Annotated in this window: 17 protein-coding genes; 6 read left to right on the top strand and 11 right to left on the bottom strand. The window is 63.2% G+C overall.

Annotated features, from left to right (window positions below; translation table 11 throughout):
- Positions 1 to 7 precede the first annotated feature (7 nt).
- From NLY43_RS18040 to NLY43_RS18025, 4 genes are all read left to right on the top strand, one after another.
- Positions 8 to 649, top strand: a complete 642-nt coding sequence (locus NLY43_RS18040; protein WP_023710385.1) for a 2-dehydro-3-deoxy-6-phosphogalactonate aldolase — start codon at positions 8 to 10, stop codon at positions 647 to 649.
- Positions 649 to 1524, top strand: coding sequence for an SMP-30/gluconolactonase/LRE family protein (locus NLY43_RS18035; protein ID WP_031199009.1), 876 nt, complete (start codon positions 649 to 651; stop codon positions 1522 to 1524). Before NLY43_RS18040 ends, NLY43_RS18035 begins: the two co-directional genes overlap by 1 nt.
- Positions 1525 to 1619: 95 nt before the next feature.
- Entirely contained in the window at positions 1620 to 2681 is a 1062-nt protein-coding gene (locus NLY43_RS18030) for a D-alanine--D-alanine ligase family protein (RefSeq protein WP_023710387.1), read from the top strand.
- A 132-nt stretch (positions 2682 to 2813) separates the two neighbouring features.
- Positions 2814 to 4025, top strand: a complete 1212-nt coding sequence (locus NLY43_RS18025; RefSeq protein WP_023710388.1) for a low temperature requirement protein A — start codon at positions 2814 to 2816, stop codon at positions 4023 to 4025.
- Between the two features lie 18 nt (positions 4026 to 4043).
- Here NLY43_RS18025 and NLY43_RS18020 read toward each other — a convergent pair whose 3' ends face one another.
- The 4 genes from NLY43_RS18020 to NLY43_RS18005 all read right to left on the bottom strand — a co-directional run bounded on the left by NLY43_RS18020 (position 4044) and on the right by NLY43_RS18005 (position 6383).
- Positions 4044 to 4331 (bottom strand): DUF1330 domain-containing protein, encoded by a 288-nt coding sequence (locus tag NLY43_RS18020; protein ID WP_023701962.1) that lies wholly within the window; start codon positions 4329 to 4331, stop codon positions 4044 to 4046.
- 13 nt (positions 4332 to 4344) lie between these two features.
- On the bottom strand, positions 4345 to 5058 hold the full coding sequence (gene pyrF, locus NLY43_RS18015; protein ID WP_023710389.1) for an orotidine-5'-phosphate decarboxylase: 714 nt from the start codon (positions 5056 to 5058) through the stop codon (positions 4345 to 4347).
- A complete protein-coding gene (locus NLY43_RS18010) occupies positions 5055 to 5651 on the bottom strand; it encodes an NADPH-dependent FMN reductase (protein ID WP_023710390.1) in 597 nt (198 codons plus the stop codon). The genes pyrF and NLY43_RS18010 overlap by 4 nt, the downstream gene beginning before the upstream one ends.
- 120 nt (positions 5652 to 5771) lie before the next feature.
- Positions 5772 to 6383 (bottom strand): LysE family translocator, encoded by a 612-nt coding sequence (locus tag NLY43_RS18005; RefSeq protein WP_023687486.1) that lies wholly within the window; start codon positions 6381 to 6383, stop codon positions 5772 to 5774.
- Between the two features lie 122 nt (positions 6384 to 6505).
- Between NLY43_RS18005 and NLY43_RS18000 the strand changes: the two genes are divergently transcribed.
- A complete protein-coding gene (locus tag NLY43_RS18000; RefSeq protein WP_023713555.1) occupies positions 6506 to 7414 on the top strand; it encodes a LysR family transcriptional regulator in 909 nt (302 codons plus the stop codon).
- A gap of 95 nt (positions 7415 to 7509) precedes the next feature.
- Here the strand turns inward: NLY43_RS18000 and pmtA are convergent, their stop codons facing one another.
- The 7 genes from pmtA to NLY43_RS17965 all read right to left on the bottom strand — a co-directional run bounded on the left by pmtA (position 7510) and on the right by NLY43_RS17965 (position 15519).
- Complete coding sequence (gene pmtA, locus NLY43_RS17995) at positions 7510 to 8115, bottom strand: phospholipid N-methyltransferase PmtA (RefSeq protein WP_023687484.1); 606 nt, start codon at positions 8113 to 8115, stop codon at positions 7510 to 7512.
- A 117-nt stretch (positions 8116 to 8232) separates the two neighbouring features.
- Complete coding sequence (gene dnaJ / locus NLY43_RS17990; protein WP_023681322.1) at positions 8233 to 9363, bottom strand: molecular chaperone DnaJ; 1131 nt, start codon at positions 9361 to 9363, stop codon at positions 8233 to 8235.
- Positions 9364 to 9582: 219 nt separating this feature from the next.
- Positions 9583 to 11499 (bottom strand): molecular chaperone DnaK, encoded by a 1917-nt coding sequence (gene dnaK, locus NLY43_RS17985; RefSeq protein WP_023673200.1) that lies wholly within the window; start codon positions 11497 to 11499, stop codon positions 9583 to 9585.
- Between the two features lie 371 nt (positions 11500 to 11870).
- Complete coding sequence (locus NLY43_RS17980) at positions 11871 to 12869, bottom strand: LLM class flavin-dependent oxidoreductase (protein ID WP_023696046.1); 999 nt, start codon at positions 12867 to 12869, stop codon at positions 11871 to 11873.
- Between the two features lie 22 nt (positions 12870 to 12891).
- Complete coding sequence (locus tag NLY43_RS17975; protein ID WP_023710392.1) at positions 12892 to 13095, bottom strand: arylamine N-acetyltransferase; 204 nt, start codon at positions 13093 to 13095, stop codon at positions 12892 to 12894.
- Positions 13096 to 13177: 82 nt separating this feature from the next.
- Positions 13178 to 14347: an AI-2E family transporter gene (locus NLY43_RS17970; RefSeq protein ID WP_023703805.1), complete on the bottom strand. Its 1170-nt coding sequence runs from the start codon at positions 14345 to 14347 to the stop codon at positions 13178 to 13180.
- Between the two features lie 110 nt (positions 14348 to 14457).
- Entirely contained in the window at positions 14458 to 15519 is a 1062-nt protein-coding gene (locus NLY43_RS17965; RefSeq protein WP_023710393.1) for an LLM class flavin-dependent oxidoreductase, read from the bottom strand.
- Positions 15520 to 15753: 234 nt separating this feature from the next.
- Between NLY43_RS17965 and NLY43_RS17960 the strand changes: the two genes are divergently transcribed.
- The gene (locus NLY43_RS17960) at positions 15754 to 16182 is read left to right on the top strand and encodes a DUF6481 family protein (protein WP_023673205.1); all 429 of its coding nucleotides are present in this window, start codon (positions 15754 to 15756) and stop codon (positions 16180 to 16182) included.
- The last annotated feature ends 82 nt before the right edge of the window (positions 16183 to 16264 follow it).

Raw genomic sequence — 16264 nt, 5'->3', positions numbered from 1 at the left:
TGACAGCGTGACCCAGACCGCCCCCTTCCCGAAGCTCAAGCGTGGTCTTATCGCCATTCTGCGCGGCCTCAAACCCAGCGAGGCGGTTGCCATCTGCCAGGCGCTGTTTGACGCCGGCATCGAAGCCATCGAGGTGCCGCTCAATTCGCCGGAGCCGTTTTCATCGATCGCCAGCATTGTCACCGCATTGCCCAAGACAACGCTGGTCGGCGCCGGCACGGTGCTGACTTCAGCCGATGTCGACGCCCTGGCCAAGGCCGGCGGGAGGCTGCTGGTCAGCCCCAACATCGATGCCGAAGTCATGGCCCGCGCCATGCACCATGGCATGGTGACGATGCCAGGCGTGTTCACCCCCACCGAAGCTTTTCAGGCGATTAGGCTTGGGGCTTCGGCGCTCAAATTCTTCCCGGCAAGCGTGCTCGGGCCTAGCGGCATTTCGGCGATGCGGGCCGTGCTGCCGGCCGATACCGTGGTCGGCGCCGTCGGCGGCGTTTCCGACAAAGACTTTGCCGGCTACAAAGCCGCTGGGGTGACTGCTTTTGGTCTTGGCTCCAGCCTGTTCAAACCTGGTATGAGCGTCGACGAGGTGGCCTCGCGCGCCCGGGCGGCGGTGACGGCCTGGGATGCGGCCTTCGGCGGAGCGGCATGATGGAAAACGTTTCGGTTTTCTCGGACCATGTCTGCGAGCTCGGCGAGGGGCCGAGCTACGATCCCGCCACCGATACGCTGTTCTGGTTCGACATTGTCAACGGCCTGCTGCTGGAGCAGGGTGTCACGTCCGGCGCGCGGAAAGTCCATGAACTCGGCCAGATGGCCAGCGCCATCGCCATTGTCGATGACAATCGCCAGCTCATCGCCACCGAGACTGGCCTGCATGTCCGCGACGTCTCGACCGGCAAGCTGACGCTGCATACGCCCATCGAGGCCGACAATGCGCTGACCCGCTCCAACGATTCGCGCGTCCACCCTTGTGGCGCCTTCTGGGTCGGCACGATGGGCAAGGGTGAGGAGAAGGGCGCCGGCTCCATCTACTGGTTCTTCAAGGGCGAGCTGCGCACGCTTTACACCGGCATCACCGTGTCGAACTCGATCTGTTTCTCGCAGGATGGAACGATCGCCTACTACACCGATACCTCGACCGGCCTGTTGATGCGTGTCGCCTGCGATCCGGCGACGGGCCTGCCGATCGGCGAGTCGAAAGTGTTCGTCGACCATCGCTCGTCCAAGGGCTTTGTCGACGGCTCGGTCGTTGATCGCGACGGCGTGCTGTGGAACGCCGTCTGGGGCGGCAAGGCGGTCAAGGCCTATTCGCCAGATGGCACATTGTTGCGCGAAATTGCCGTGCCGGCGGGGCAGTCCTCGTGCCCGGCCTTTGTCGGGGCCAAGGCCGATCGGCTGGCGGTGACCTCGGCCTGGAAAGGCAAGGACGACAAGCAGCGCAAGCTCGACCCACAGGCCGGCATGACCTTCCTACTCGACATCCCCGTCAACGGCCGCTTCGAGCCGCGCGTGGTCATCGCCTGAGCGCTGTCGCGCAGGCGTCCGCCTCGGTCGGTTTCGCGCAAGTCTGAAGCAGGGGCCATGCCATGGTGGGACAACACCACCGAAGGTCCTGATCCATGCCGCGCCCGACCCTGATCCTCGTCCATGAGCCGGAAAAGGCCTGTCTCGACCGGCTGGTCGCCGACGGCTTTCCCGCCGAGCGCGCCCTGGAAATCTCGTCCTATCTGGCGCAATCGACCGATCTCGCGCCCGAATTCGATGAAATCACCGCCGCTTGCGGGCGGCGCGGCCTCGCCTTCATGCCGGTTGCACTCGACGATGCGTCAAGCGCGCTGGCGAAGGCCGATCCCGCAACCACGCTTGTCTGGACGCTGACCGACGGCATTGCCTATTTCCGCGGTGCTGCAGCGCCCGCACTTGCCAGGCTGAATGGGCTTAGAACCATCGGAGCCGACGATGCGCTGTTCGCGCTTTGCCAGGACAAGTTCCGCTCCGGCGCCGTGCTTTGCGCGCTCGGCCTGCCGGCGCCGCAGGCAGGCCTGGCCCGCGACGGCCGCTGGCTGGCCGACCCGCCAGCTTCGCAAGCCGGCTGGTTCGTCAAGCCGAACCGGCTCGGCTCCAAGGTAGGCATCTGGCCGGATTCACGCTGCAACGACCTGGCCCATGCGCTGGAGCTTAGCCGGCGGGTCTATGCCGCTTATCGCGACGATGTCGTCGTCCAGCCCTATGTCGGCGGTCGCAATGTCCGCGCCAGCTTCCTTGGGCTGCAAACGGATGCCGGGGCGGAAGCGCTCGGCGTTGCATTCGTCGACTCCGGCGGCGATTTCCAGACCATGGCGGACTCGATGGCGCTTTACGGCGACACCGGCGAGGCCGCCAAGGCGGCTGGACTATACAGCGAGCCGGTGCTGGAGGCGGTTGCCGACACCCAGCCGGCAGCCGCGGCAACCATCCGCCGCATCGCCGAGCGGCTGGTCAGCGGGCTCGGCCTGCGCGACGTGTTTTCCCTCGATTTCAGGGTCGAGGCTAACGACCATGTCCACCTCATCGAGTTCGAGGTCTGTCCCGGCCTGCCCTGCTTCGATTTCCGCGCCTATTGCCTGATGCAATGGGGCATGACGCTGGCCGATGCGGTTGCCGAGACGGCGGCGAACCGACTGAACCGACAGGCGATCTGAACGGTCGAGGGACCAGCGCGACCTACCGCTCCTTGACGGCTTTTGCTCCACCTTTAGTGTCGCGGGACAGTCCTCAGGCAAGGCCGCGCTATGAGCACACCAGCAAGCTCCCTCCATCATCACATAAGGCGCATGACCGGGCGCGATCCGCATGAGGCGCATCGCGTCGCCACGCCGCTCGAGCTGCTGTTCGATCTGACCTTCGTCACCGCCTTCAGCCTTGCCTCGTCGCAACTGGCGCATGCCTTGGCCGAGGGCCACTACGCGGCGGCGCTGATCGGCTTCGGCTTTGCCAGCTTCGCGATCTGCTGGGCGTGGATCAATTTCTCCTGGTTTTCCTCCGCCTATGACACCGACGATTGGATCTTCCGCCTCGTCACCATGGTGCAGATGATCGGCGTGCTGGTGCTGGCCATCGGCCTGCCGCGCATGTTCGCCTCGATCGAGCATGGCGAACACCTCAACAATTCGGTGATGGTGCTGGGCTACGTCATCATGCGCGTCGCCATGATCTTCCAATGGCTGCGCGCGGCGCGGCAGGACCCTGGGCGGCGGCGTGCCTGTCTCACCTATGCCATCGCCATCGCGATCGCCCAGATCGGCTGGGTGGTGCAGATCCTGGTCGATTTCTCGCTGGCGACGAGCCTGGCTTTCGGCGCGGTCCTGCTTCTCATCGAGCTGGCCGGACCGGTCATCGCCGAACGCCGGGATGGCGGCACGCCCTGGCACGCGCATCACGTCGCCGAGCGCTACAGCCTCTTCGCCATCATCGCGCTGGGCGAAGGGGTGGTCGGCACGCTGGCGACGCTGTCGGCCGTGGTCGAGGAGCAGGGCTGGAACCTCGATGCCGCCTTGATCGGCATTGCCGGAATGGGTCTCACCTTCGGCATGTGGTGGGTCTATTACATGCTGCCCTCGGGGACGGTGCTGCACCAGCACCGCAATCGCTCTTTTGTCTGGGGCTATGGCCAGATGCTGATCGTGGCGGCCATCGTCGCCACCGGCGCCGGGCTGCATGTCGCGGCCTATTTCATCGAGCACAAGGCCCATATCGGCCCGGTAGCGACCCTGCTCTCGGTCGCCATTCCGCTAGGCGTGTTCCTGGGGGCCATCTACGCGCTGTATTATTATCTCGTCCAGCGCTTCGATCCCCTCCATGTCTGGCTGCTGGCGGGAACGGCTGCGGTCGTCGCACTTGCCATCATCGCCGCCCTTGCCGGCGTCGACATGGCGGTCTGCCTCATCTTACTGACGCTAGCGCCGGCCGTCACCGTTGTCGGCTATGAGCTGTCGGGGCACCGCCATCAACTGGAGGTGCTGGCGCAGGAGGAAGCGCCGCACTGAGCAGAGCAGCTTCGCGCGTCAGATACCCTCGACCAGCACGATCTCGCCATCGGCCACTTTCTGACGGATGGCGACGGCGCGTTGGTATTCCGGCGAGTGGTAGCAGTCATGCGCCGCGCTGAGCGATTCGAATTCGATAATGACATTGCGGGCGCGGCCAGGCCCCTCAGCCTTTTCATGCTCACCGCCACGGGCAAGGAACTTCACGTCGAAACGGTCGAAAGCGAGCTTGGCGGCAGCGACATAGTCCTTGTAGCCTTCAGCGTCGCGCACATCGACGCGGGCTATCCAGTATCCCTTGCGCATTTTCTTCTCCTCGTTACGCGGCGCGCATCTCTTCCAGTATGGCTTCCGCCGCCGCGCGCCTGTCGCTTGCCGCCACGATTGGCCGGCCCACAACAAGATGGCTGGAGCCGTTGCGGATCGCCTGGCCGGGCGTCACCACGCGTTTCTGGTCGCCATGGTCGCTGCCCTTGGGCCGTATCCCCGGCGTCACCACCGCCAGGTCGGGTCCGACGATGCGGCGCACCGCTTCCGCCTCCTCGGCCGAGCAGACGACGCCGCCCATGCCGGCATGCAGCGCCTGTTCGGCGCGCCTCAGCACCAGCGTGTGCGCGTCATATTCATAGCCGGCGTCGATCACGTCCTGCTCGTCCATCGAGGTCAGCACGCTGACCGCGAGCAGGCACAGGTCGCTGCCGCGCGCCGCTTCCACAGCTGCCTTCATCGCCTTGGGATAGGCATGGATGGTCAGCATCGTCATGCCCATGCGCACGATGTTCTCGACACCCTTGGCCACGGTGTGGTCGATGTCGAGCAGCTTCATGTCAAGGAAGATTTTCGTGCCGCCGCTGGCCAACTCCCTGGCGAAGTCGAGCCCGCCGGCGAAGGCCAACTGATAGCCGATCTTGTAGAAGGAGACGACGCCGTCGAGTTCGCGCACCGCCTGTTCGGCCTCTTTCACCGTCGGCACGTCGAGGCCGACGATCAGCCTGTCTCTCATCGTATGGGCCTGCATGGCTGTGGAAATCATGCCCCGGTCCGGGTCGACAGCATGCGCGAGGTTTCGATCAGCGTGCGGCATAGGTGCTCCATCGATTTGGTCAGTCTATCATCCCTGAAATTGCCGTCGCCGTCGAAGGCATTGCCGCCATCGGATACCGAGCATTCCGGCGTCACCATCTCCAGCTGGCAGCGCACCAGCACGGCGCGCAGATGGTTGATGCAGCGGATCCCGGCGAAATGTCCGTTCGAAGACGAGCACAGGCCGGCGACCTTGCCGACAAATGGCCTCACCGGCCAGCCGCCATCGAGGCGCACCCGGCTTACCCAGTCGATCGTGTTCTTGAGCAGTGGCGGGATCGAGCCATTATATTCCGGCGTCGCGATCAGTAGCCCGTCATGGGCGGCGATCAGCCGGCCGAGCTTCACGGCGTTGTCGGGAACGCCTTTTTCCTTTTCGAGGTCCTCGTCGATGATCGGCAGCGGATAGTCGGCCAGCGAAATGCGCGTCACCTCGGCGCCTTGCATGGCCAGCTCCTTCTGCGCCACATCGGCGGTCCTGCCGCTGAAGGCGCCGCTGCGCACCGAGCCGGCGAAGACGAGGATTTTCGCGATCACAGCCATTGGCCACTCTTGTTCCCGGACAGGTACAGCCAGAGGCTGCGCAAATCAACGCACTGGCTCAAAAAACGGAAACGATCGGGGGGCAAGCGCGCGAAGGTGTGCCGAGCAGCTGGGCTATTGCTAGTGGGTGACCGCAATTCTTGCACTCAGCGCGATGAGTGCAACTCCGAGCAAGGCATCTATCGGCCTGCGGACGCTGCCATATACCGACCGAACCCTTCTTGTGGAGAACATTAGCGCGACAAGCCCAAACCACGCCATCGCGACCAGCCCGATTATGGCCAGCGACACTGCCTGGACCCAGATCGGAGCCTGCATCGGCAATACCGATATGAACAGGCTCGCGAAGAACGCGGCCGTCTTCGGATTTGTAATTCCGACAACGAATCCGCTTCGCCAAGGAGCCGTAGTCTCTGCGCCACCGACGGCCAGCGGTGGCCGCGCCTGCCAAGCCGACAAAAGGATCTTGCTGCCCAGGTAACCGAGATACACGGCACCGGCGATCCGGACGGCAAGGTGAGCCCATGCAATCTGCGTCAGTACGAGGCCCAGGCCACACATCGCGAGAGCCGCCCACACCATGATCGCTGCGGCAATGCCAAGCGCCACATGGAACCCCGCGCGACGGCTGATCAGCGCATGGGAAGTCACGGCTACAAAATCGGGTCCTGGGCTCATGGCGCCGAGCAGGAAGACCGAAGCAAGGGTCAGGAATTGCGGAAGGTAGCTCATGCGATACTCCAGTTTCAGTCTCGTCGTACCGCACGCCTGCATGCCGGAGAGGCCAGGAAAGCCGCTCGCCGATTTCGAGGGTCGTTTCCCTCACCTTCACAAAACCTACAGCGCTCTTTAATATGAGCGAAATGAAAGATATTTCGGCAGCCATGAACAAAGCTAATATCAACATCACGATGGTGCGCGTCCTGACATCGCTCAGCGAGACGCGCAGCTTCACCAAAACCGCCGAGCGGCTCTGTCTTTCTCAATCGGCCATAAGCCATGCAATGAAGGCGCTGGAGGAGATCGTTGGCGCGCCCCTCGTCATACGTGATCGGCGCGGTGTCGCTTTCACCGCAACCGGCGAGGCGGCTTTGGACGCGGCGCGCGCCGCTTTGCATGCTTTAGGCCGTCTTGTCGGCCTACGGGAACACTCCATCAAAGGCAGAGTACGGCTCGCGCTGGTCAGCAGCGCCTCGGTAAAGATTGCTCCATATGCGTTGAACATTACTTCCGTCCGGCACCCGGAGCTTGCTGTCGAACTGCTCTTGGGCACGGATACCGAGGTGGCGGAGTGGGTCGATCGCGGTGCCGCCGATATTGGACTGTCCTACATCGTCGGCAATTGCCAAGCCGAGGAACTTGTCGACGACGAACTCTTTGTGGCGTCATCGCAAAAGAACTCAGTCCAAGGCGGGTCATTTCCGATCCGCGCTCTCGACGGCCAGCCATTCATCATGTCGAGCGGCGGCTGCGGACCAATGCTTGCCGAATTGTTCCAGGATTTTGGCGTTGCGCCAGTTGTCATCCTGTCGGCGAGCGATATGGCGGCGCTGCTTGCTCTGGTCGGGGCCGGGCGCGGTTTGTCGATTGCGCCAGGCCTGGCGTTTCCGGCCGATTGGCAGCGAACCGTCGCGAGGCGTCCTCTGGAGCCGCGTGCGCGTCGGCCTCTGCTGCTTCTGTTCTCCAGGAGCGGCGAAGCAACGGCCGTGCGGGCCATGTGCGCGGCGATCAGAGAGGTCGCCACGAGTTTGCGAGGCGGATAACAGTCAAGGATGTGGATCGACCCTCAATCGAGCTTCCTTCGGGAGACGTCGATCCTCTACAAGGCGCCAGAGACTTCTCCCGCCCCCAATACCAGCTAATGCGCTTCGCGCCGGTAGATCCACAGCTGCGTCGGCGGGATGTTGCGGAAGATGAAGTCGAAATGCTTGACCGTGTAATTGCCGCGGCCGGGCGGGATCGGCGACAACGGCCCATAGGTCAGCTGCACGATCGGCCGTCCAACCGGGATGCGGTCTAGCAGGCTTTCAATATAGGCGATCCGCTGTGCGACCGGAAAATTGAGCAGCGGCACGCCGGAGACGACGGAATCGAAAACCATCCCGCTCTTCTCGCCAAGCGTGGCGTTGAGATTGAAGGCATCGCCCTCGATGACGTTGACGCCGGGGTAGAGCTGGCGCAGATGGCGCACGAAATCGGTGGAATATTCGACCGCGTACAGGTTTTCGGGCTTAACGCCCTGGGCGAGGATTGCACGGGTGATGACGCCTGTGCCGGGTCCGACTTCAAGCACCGGCAGGCCGGACTTCGGATTGACGATGGAAGCCATCTTGCGGGCGGTGATGGAGCTTGTCGGCACGATCGAACCGACCGACTTCGGCTTGTCGATCCAGCCTTTGAAGAATTTGAGTTCGTCGTCGAACTTTTCCGCCAGCGCCTTCCGCAATCCCGGACCACGTGCCATGCAAGTTCTCCTCAACACTCCCCGAACGCTACTTAGCAGCTAACAGGTCCAAGGCAAGGCGCGATCTGGCATAAGATGTTGATGACGTTCTGGAAGCGTGGCGGCCTTGGTTTGGGTTCAGTGCTCGCCGAAGGATTCGAAAAAGTCCTTCATGCGGGCGAAAAAGCCGCTCGACTGGGGCGAATTGTCCTTCGACGACAGCTGCTCGAACTCTTCCAGCAGCTCGCGCTGGCGGCGCGACAGGTTTTGCGGCGTTTCGACCGCGGTCTGGATATAGAGGTCGCCGACATTGGGCTGGCGCAGCACCGGCATGCCCTTGCCCTTGAGGCGGAACTGGCGGCCGTTCTGCGTGCCTTCGGTCACTTTCACCTTGGTCTGGCTGCCGTCCAGCGTCGTCACCTCGAACGAGCCGCCAAGGGCGGCCGTCGTCATCGATATCGGCACCTTGCAGTAGAGATCGGCGCCGTCGCGCTGGAAGAATTCATGCGGCTTCACCGCCAGAAAAATATAGAGGTCGCCCGATGGGCCGCCGCGCAGGCCCGCCTCGCCCTCATTGGCAAGCCGGATGCGGGTGCCATCCTCGATGCCGGCCGGGATATTGACCGACAGCGAGCGTTCCTCGGTGACGCGGCCCTGGCCGGCGCATTTCGGGCACGGGTCCTTGATCGTCTGCCCGCGGCCTTGGCATTGCGGGCAGGTACGCTCGATCGAGAAGAAGCCTTGCGTCGCCCGTACCTTGCCGTGGCCATGGCACATCGAGCAGGTCACCGGCTGGGTGCCGGGCTTGGCGCCGGTCCCGGAGCATTCCGTGCATGAGATCGAGGCCGGCACGCGGATTTGCGCGGTCTTGCCGGCAAACGCTTCTTCCAGCGTGATTTCCATATTGTAGCGCAGATCGGCGCCGCGTTCGCGGCCGCCCGACGAGCGGCGCTGGCGCCCGCCCATCATGTCGCCGAAAATATCTTCGAAAATGTCGGCGAAGCCGCCTGCGCCAAAACCTTGCGCGCCGCCATTCATGCCGCCCTGCTCGAAGGCGGCGTGACCGAAACGGTCATAGGCCGCGCGCTTCTGCGGGTCCTTCAGCGTTTCGTAGGCTTCGTTGATTTCCTTGAACTTATGCTCGCATGAGTGATCGCCGGGATTGCGGTCGGGATGGAACTGCATGGCCAGCTTGCGGAAAGCGCTCTTGAGCTCCTTCTCGTCGGCGCCCTTCTGCACGCCCAGCGTCTCGTAGAAATCAGCTTTCATCTTTTCCCGCAGTCCGGATGCTCAACGTCTTGATGCATGTTGCGTCGTTTGCCGGCACGTTGTCTCGATTTAGGAGCGGTGCTGCCCGGATGCTAGGGCCGGCGCGCTTGTGCCTGTGTTTTTCAGTGACTTTTTCGGCAAGGCCCGCACTTTTTCAGCGAGGGTTGCAAAAAAGCCCGGCTTTGCGCCGGGCTTTCCGCTTTATTTGCCGTCAACCGGTCAGGCCGACTTCTTCTTCTCGTCGTTTTCGTCGATTTCCTCGAAATCGGCGTCGACCACGTCGCTATCCTTGGCCGCGTCCGCCTTGGCGTCGGCTTCCGCCGCTTCCTTCTGCGAAGCTTCGTACATGGCCTGGCCGAGCTTCATGGATGCTTCGGCAAGCGTCTGCGACTTGGCCTCGATGTCGGCGGCATCGTCGCCTTCGGCAGCAGCCTTCAGCGCCGTGATAGCCTCCGATATCGCCGTGCGCTCGGTTTCCGAAACCTTGTCGCCATATTCCTTCAGCGACTTCTCGGAGGAGTGCACCAGCGCCTCGGCCTGGTTGCGGGCCTCGACCAAAGCACGCCGCTGCTTGTCGGTCTCGGCATTGGCTTCGGCGTCCTTGACCATCTTCTCGATGTCGGCGTCCGAAAGGCCACCAGAGGCCTGGATGCGGATCTGGTGCTCCTTGCCGGTGCCCTTGTCCTTGGCCGAAACGTTGACGATGCCGTTGGCGTCGATGTCGAAAGTGACCTCGATCTGCGGCACGCCGCGCGGCGCCGGCGGAATGCCGACCAGGTCGAACTGGCCGAGCGCCTTGTTGTCGGCAGCCATTTCACGCTCGCCCTGGAAGACGCGGATGGTCACGGCCGACTGACTGTCTTCAGCGGTCGAGAACACCTGGCTCTTCTTGGTCGGGATGGTCGTGTTGCGTTCGATCAGGCGGGTGAACACGCCACCCAGCGTCTCGATGCCGAGCGACAGCGGCGTCACGTCGAGCAGCAGCACGTCCTTCACGTCGCCCTGCAGCACGCCGGCCTGGATGGCGGCGCCCAAAGCGACGACTTCATCCGGGTTGACGCCCTTGTGCGGCTCCTTGCCGAAGAACTGCTTCACGATCTCCTGGATCTTGGGCATGCGGGTCATGCCGCCGACCAGGACCACTTCGTCGATCTCGCCAGCCTTCAGCCCGGCATCCTTGAGCGCCGCCTTGCAGGGCTCGATGGTGCGCTGGACGAGATCGTCGACCAGCTGCTCGAACTTGGCACGGGTCAGCTTCAGCGTCAGGTGCTTGGGGCCGGTCGCGTCGGCGGTGATGAAGGGCAGGTTGATTTCCGTCTGCGTCGTCGACGACAGCTCGATCTTGGCCTTTTCAGCCGCCTCCTTGAGGCGCTGCAGCGCAAGCTTGTCGTTCTTCAGGTCGATGCCCTGTTCCTTCTTGAACTCGGCCGCCAGGTATTCGACGAGACGCATGTCGAAATCCTCGCCGCCGAGGAAGGTGTCGCCATTGGTCGACTTCACTTCGAACACGCCGTCGCCGATTTCGAGCACCGAAATGTCGAACGTGCCGCCGCCAAGGTCATAGACGGCAATGGTCTTGCCATCCTTCTTGTCGAGGCCGTAGGCAAGTGCTGCAGCCGTCGGCTCGTTGATGATGCGCAGCACCTCAAGGCCGGCGATCTTGCCGGCGTCCTTGGTGGCCTGGCGCTGGGCGTCATTGAAATAGGCCGGAACGGTGATGACCGCCTTCTCGACCTTCTCGCCGAGATAGGCCTCCGCCGTTTCCTTCATCTTCTGCAGGATCATGGCCGAGATCTGGCTGGGCGACTGCTTCTTGCCGCCGGCCTCGACCCAGGCATCGCCATTGTCGCCCTTGACGATCTTGTAGGGGACAAGCTTCTTGTCCTTCTCCGTCACCGGGTCGTCATAGCGGCGGCCGATCAGGCGCTTGACCGCGAAGATGGTGTTTTCAGGATTGGTGACCGCCTGGCGCTTGGCCGGCTGGCCGACGAGACGTTCGCCGTCGCCCGAGATGGCGACGATGGAAGGCGTCGTGCGCGCGCCTTCCGCATTTTCAATGACCTTGGGCTCCTTGCCATCCATGATGGCGATGCAGGAGTTGGTGGTGCCGAGATCGATACCGATTACTTTTGCCATTTTTCTAGTCTCTCCGCTAAGCAGGCTCTCAGGACCCGTAAGGCGTTCCGACGAAAGCCCCTGTTCACAAGAAATTCCGCTCCGGCAACCGGCATTCCGGCACTGGGCGGCTTGGCGCGTATATAAGAACAGGCGGCATCGGGCGCAAGCATTCTGCGCATGGCATCCACCGCGCCGCGCTTGGCGCCTTTGAACAGCCGCCCGGCGGCCCGGATGTGCTCAAACCGCGCTCAAAACCCCAGGATCTGCGCGATCCCCCGGCGAAGCGCCCAGTCAGGGCTTCGAAACCACAAGAAAACGTCACCTATGCGTGAGAGAGGCGGCTCCTGGCTGAGGAAGGCGCCTGCCCACAGCAGACACAGGCAAAAGCGTCACGCGGCCTGCGACAGCGATTTATGCGCCTCGGCCAGAATTTCGAACGAGCGCACGCGTGCCGCATGGTCGAAGATCTGCGCGGTCACCATCAGCTCGTCTGCGCCGGTGCGGCGCACGAACGCGTCTATGCCTTGCCGGACGGTTTCGGGGGAGCCGACGACGGCGCAGGACAGCGCCTGCGAAATCATGGTTTTTGCCATCGGCTCGAGCGTCTGGTCATAGCCCTCGACCGGCGGCGGCAGGCGGCCGGCCCGCCCCGTGCGCAGATTGACGAAGGCCTGCTGCAACGAGGTGAACAGCAGTTTGGCCTCTCCATCGGTCGGTGCGGCGAAAACGTTGAGGCCGAGCATGACATAGGGCTTGTCCAGCTGTTCCGAAGGCTGGAAGCGCGAACGGTAGATCTCCAGCGCATGGTCGAGTTCGGCCGGCGCGAAATGCGAGGCAAACGCATAGGGCAGGCCGAGCATGGCGGCGAGCTGCGCGCCATAGAGGCTGGAACCGAGGATCCAGACCGGCACCTTCTGGCCTTCGCCGGGCACGGCGTGGATACGCTGGCCTTCCGCGGCCGGCTGGAAATAGCCCATCAGCTCGACGACATCCTGGGGGAAATTGTCTGACGCCTCGAGATTGCGGCGCAGCGCGCGCGCTGTTCCCATATCGGTGCCGGGCGCCCGGCCGAGGCCGAGGTCGATGCGGCCGGGGTGCAGTGCCGCCAGCGTGCCGAACTGCTCGGCAATCACCAGCGGCGCATGGTTGGGCAGCATGATGCCGCCGGCGCCGACGCGGATGGTCTTGGTACCGTCGGCGACATGGGCGATGACGACGGCGGTCGCCGCGCTGGCGATGCCCGGCATGTTGTGGTGCTCGGCCAGCCAGTAGCGCCTGTAGCCGAGCCGCTCGGCATGGCGGGCCAGGTCGAGCGAATTTGCCAGCGATTGCGAGGCGTCGCTGCCTTCGACGATCGGCGACAGGTCGAGAACGGAAAGTGCGGTCATGGGCCTCAAGCCTCTACGATGTTCAACTGCCTGACCCTGGTTTCGAAGGCGCGGTCGGGAATGACGATGTCGAGCTGGTGCCAAGCAACGGGTCCATATTCTCGAACGGGATCGCCTGCGGACGCTGGCGATGCAGCGCGCTCAGCGTGTCGAGCGACGCATCGATCGGACCGCGATAGCCAATGCGGTCGAAATAGGAATCGAGGTCGAAGGAGGCATCGTTCATCGCAGGGTCCGGCTTGACCGGCTCGATATAGGCACTCCGCCTGAAGACAACAAATGCGCGATGACGGACAGGCGCGGCAAGCTTATGCCGCGGCCTTTCCGTTCTCTTCGGCCGCTTCCTCCTCCACCACGGCCGTCTGCTGTGCGGCGAGAAAATTGCCGACATGGCTGAGGCCATCGAAATGATCGCAGAACACTTTGACGACGACCAGCAGCGGCACCGCCATCAGCGCGCCGACAAAGCCCCAAAGCCAGGACCAGAAGGCGATGGCGATGAAGATCGCCACGGCGTTGATCTCGAGGCGTCGGCCGACAACCATCGGCGTAACGAACTGGCCTTCGACGATGTCGCACAAAAGCACGAAGCCCGGCGCCAAAAGGGCGTAGGAGATCGAGTCGAAGCTGATCATCGCAATGACGCTGACCAGCACGATGGTGATCAGCGCGCCGACATAGGGCAGGAAGTTGAGCAGCGCCGCCATCGTTCCCCAGACGAGCGGGTTGGGCATGCCGAGCGCCCACAGGCCAAGGCCGATAACCGCGCCGAGACCGGCATTGATGACGGTGACGGTGAGCAGATAATGCGAGATTTCGCGCTCGACGTCATAGACGACGCGCAAGGCCCGCTTCTTCTCGCTGAGGCTGGCGAAGGACTGGATGATCTTCTCATAGAACATCGTGCCCGACGCCAGCAGGAACAGTGACAGCACGAAGATGATGGTCAGGCTTGTCCCCGCCGACAGGACGTTGCTGGCGGCGGCCGACAGGACGCCGGACTGCGCCATCGCCACCTTCTGGATGCCCGGCTCCTGCGAGGTCTCCGTCATCTGTTCGATCTGATGCGAGATCTGCATGATCCTCTCGAGCGGACGCCGCAATTGCGCCAGCCGTTCGGTAAGTTGTTGGCCGATCGACGAGGTGTTGTTGAGAAGGTCGATGACCGGGCCGCTGAGCAGATAGCCGGCAACGCCGAAGACGCAGATCGACAGCACGACCAACATTGTCGCCGAAACCACTTCCGGAATGCCGCGCTTGCGCAGGAAGCGCACGATTGGTGTCAGCGTCAGCGTCAGCAGGAAGGCGAGGATGACCGGCATGAAGAAAGCACGCGCGAAATACAGCGCGTAGATGGCCATGAACAGGAAGATCCCGATGAGCAGCGAACGCATCAGATGCGTGTCGGCACGCGCCACAACTCTCGCCTCTTCGGTCTCGGCAAGGCCAGCACCCAAAGCGGCGGGTTCGGCTTTCATGATTTTCCCTCAGCGGCGCACCGCAATTGGTGCATTCCGACGACGGAAACGCCTCTGCAAGCCCAAGGTTCCGTTAGCCGGCAAGGCCCTCAATCCGGGCCGCCCGTCGCTCAGGCGGCTGGCGCTGCGACGGCGACGCCGGGCTTGGCGGTCTCCTTGCGTACGATCGGCGCCACCTTGGTGCCGTACAGTTCGATCGCCTTCATGATCTTGGCGTGCGGCATGGCGCCGATCGCCATCTGCAGCAGGAAGCGGTCATTGTTGAAGATCTTGTGCTGGGCGACGATCTTTTCCGCCACCTGCTCCGGATCGCCGACGAACAGCGCGCCGTTCGGACCACGCGACTGATCGAAATGCGCCCGCGAGGTCGGGCCCCAGCCGCGCTCGCGGCCGATGCGGTTCATCACTTCGGCCTGCGGGCCATAGAAATCGTCGGCCGCCTGTTCAGTGGTGCCGGCGATGAAGCCGTGCACATTGATGCTGGTGGCAAGGCCCGAGGGGTCGGTACCGGCCCGCCTTGCGGCATCGCGATAAATGTCGAACAGCGGTGCAAACCGCGCCGGCTCGCCGCCGATGATGGCCAGTGCCAGCGGCAAACCGAGCACGCCCGCGCGCGCCGCAGATTGCGGCGTTCCACCTATTGCGATCCAGATCGGCAATTTGTCCTGCAGCGGCCGCGGATAGACGCCGCGGTCGTTGATCGGCGCGCGCAGATTGCCGGACCAGGTAACTTTGACGCCGTCACGTATGGCCAGCAGCAAATCGAGCTTTTCGGCGAACAGCTCGTCATAGTCCTCGAGATTGTAGCCGAACAGCGGGAAGGATTCGATGAACGAACCGCGCCCGGCCATGATCTCGGCCCGGCCGCCCGACAAAAGGTCGAGCGTTGCGAACTGCTGGAAGACGCGAACCGGATCGTCGGAGGACAGCACGGTGACCGCGCTGGTCAGCTTGATGCGCTTGGTGCGTTCGGCGGCAGCGGCCAGCGCCACCACCGGCGCGGACGCGGCATAGTCGGGGCGGTGATGTTCGCCCAGACCAAAGACGTCGAGGCCAACCTGGTCAGCCAGCTCGACCTCCTCGATCAGATTGCGCAGCCGCTGATGCGGGCCGATCGCGCCGGGGCCGGGCTCCGGGCTGACGTCGGCGAAAGTGTAGAGACCGAGTTCCATGGCATGTCATCCAAATGTTCTGATTTGCCGCTAGAGGTAGCGGCGAGCCGCCCCGGCCGCCAGAGGGGCGGATAGTGAACAGTGCATGTCGGTTTCGGCCGGCTTTGTTTCAGGGAAAACGCGTCTCCCGGCTGCAACAGCATAAACTTTCATGGCTGGCATACCGTTTTGGCGCTTGAACTCTCGGTTTTCGCGCGTATGTAAGCGTCGCGAATTGACTTCAGGGAAGTGGACTTGGCTATCTACAGGGAAAAAGACATTTTCGAGCGGCGCAATGCCGCGAACGAGGCAAAGAAGGCGCTTCTGGAGCGCTTCAAGTCAAAGCCGGCGGCTGATGATCCTGCGGTTCTGGCCAAACAGGCCGAACGCAAGGCGATTCTTGAAGCTCGCGAGATACGCGAGGCCGAAAAGGCCAGGCTGAAGCAGGAAAAGCTGGCACGCGAGGCGGTCGAGAAGGCCGAGCGCGAGGCAGCAGCCGAAGCGGCGCGTATTGCGGCCGAAGAGGCAGCGCAGGCTGAAGCGAAGATCAAGGAAGCCGAAGAAAACGAGCGCATTGCCCGTTTGCTGGCCGACGAAGCCGAACGCAAGGCCAAGCGCGACGCACGCTATGCGGCCCGCAAGCAGCGTACCGGCAGGACGCCTCCGGGCTTCTCCGCCCGCTAACGCTTCGATCGAAACGATCGGACATCAGGGTCGCCTTCCAGCGGCCCTGAATGTGTTTGTGCGTCGATTTCCTTGGTTGCTT

The sequence above is a fragment of the Mesorhizobium sp. C416B genome (assembly GCF_030323165.1).
Lineage (GTDB): Bacteria > Pseudomonadota > Alphaproteobacteria > Rhizobiales > Rhizobiaceae > Mesorhizobium.
Note: the sequence above shows the minus strand (reverse complement) of the source record. Positions and strands in the feature narration are given on the sequence as shown.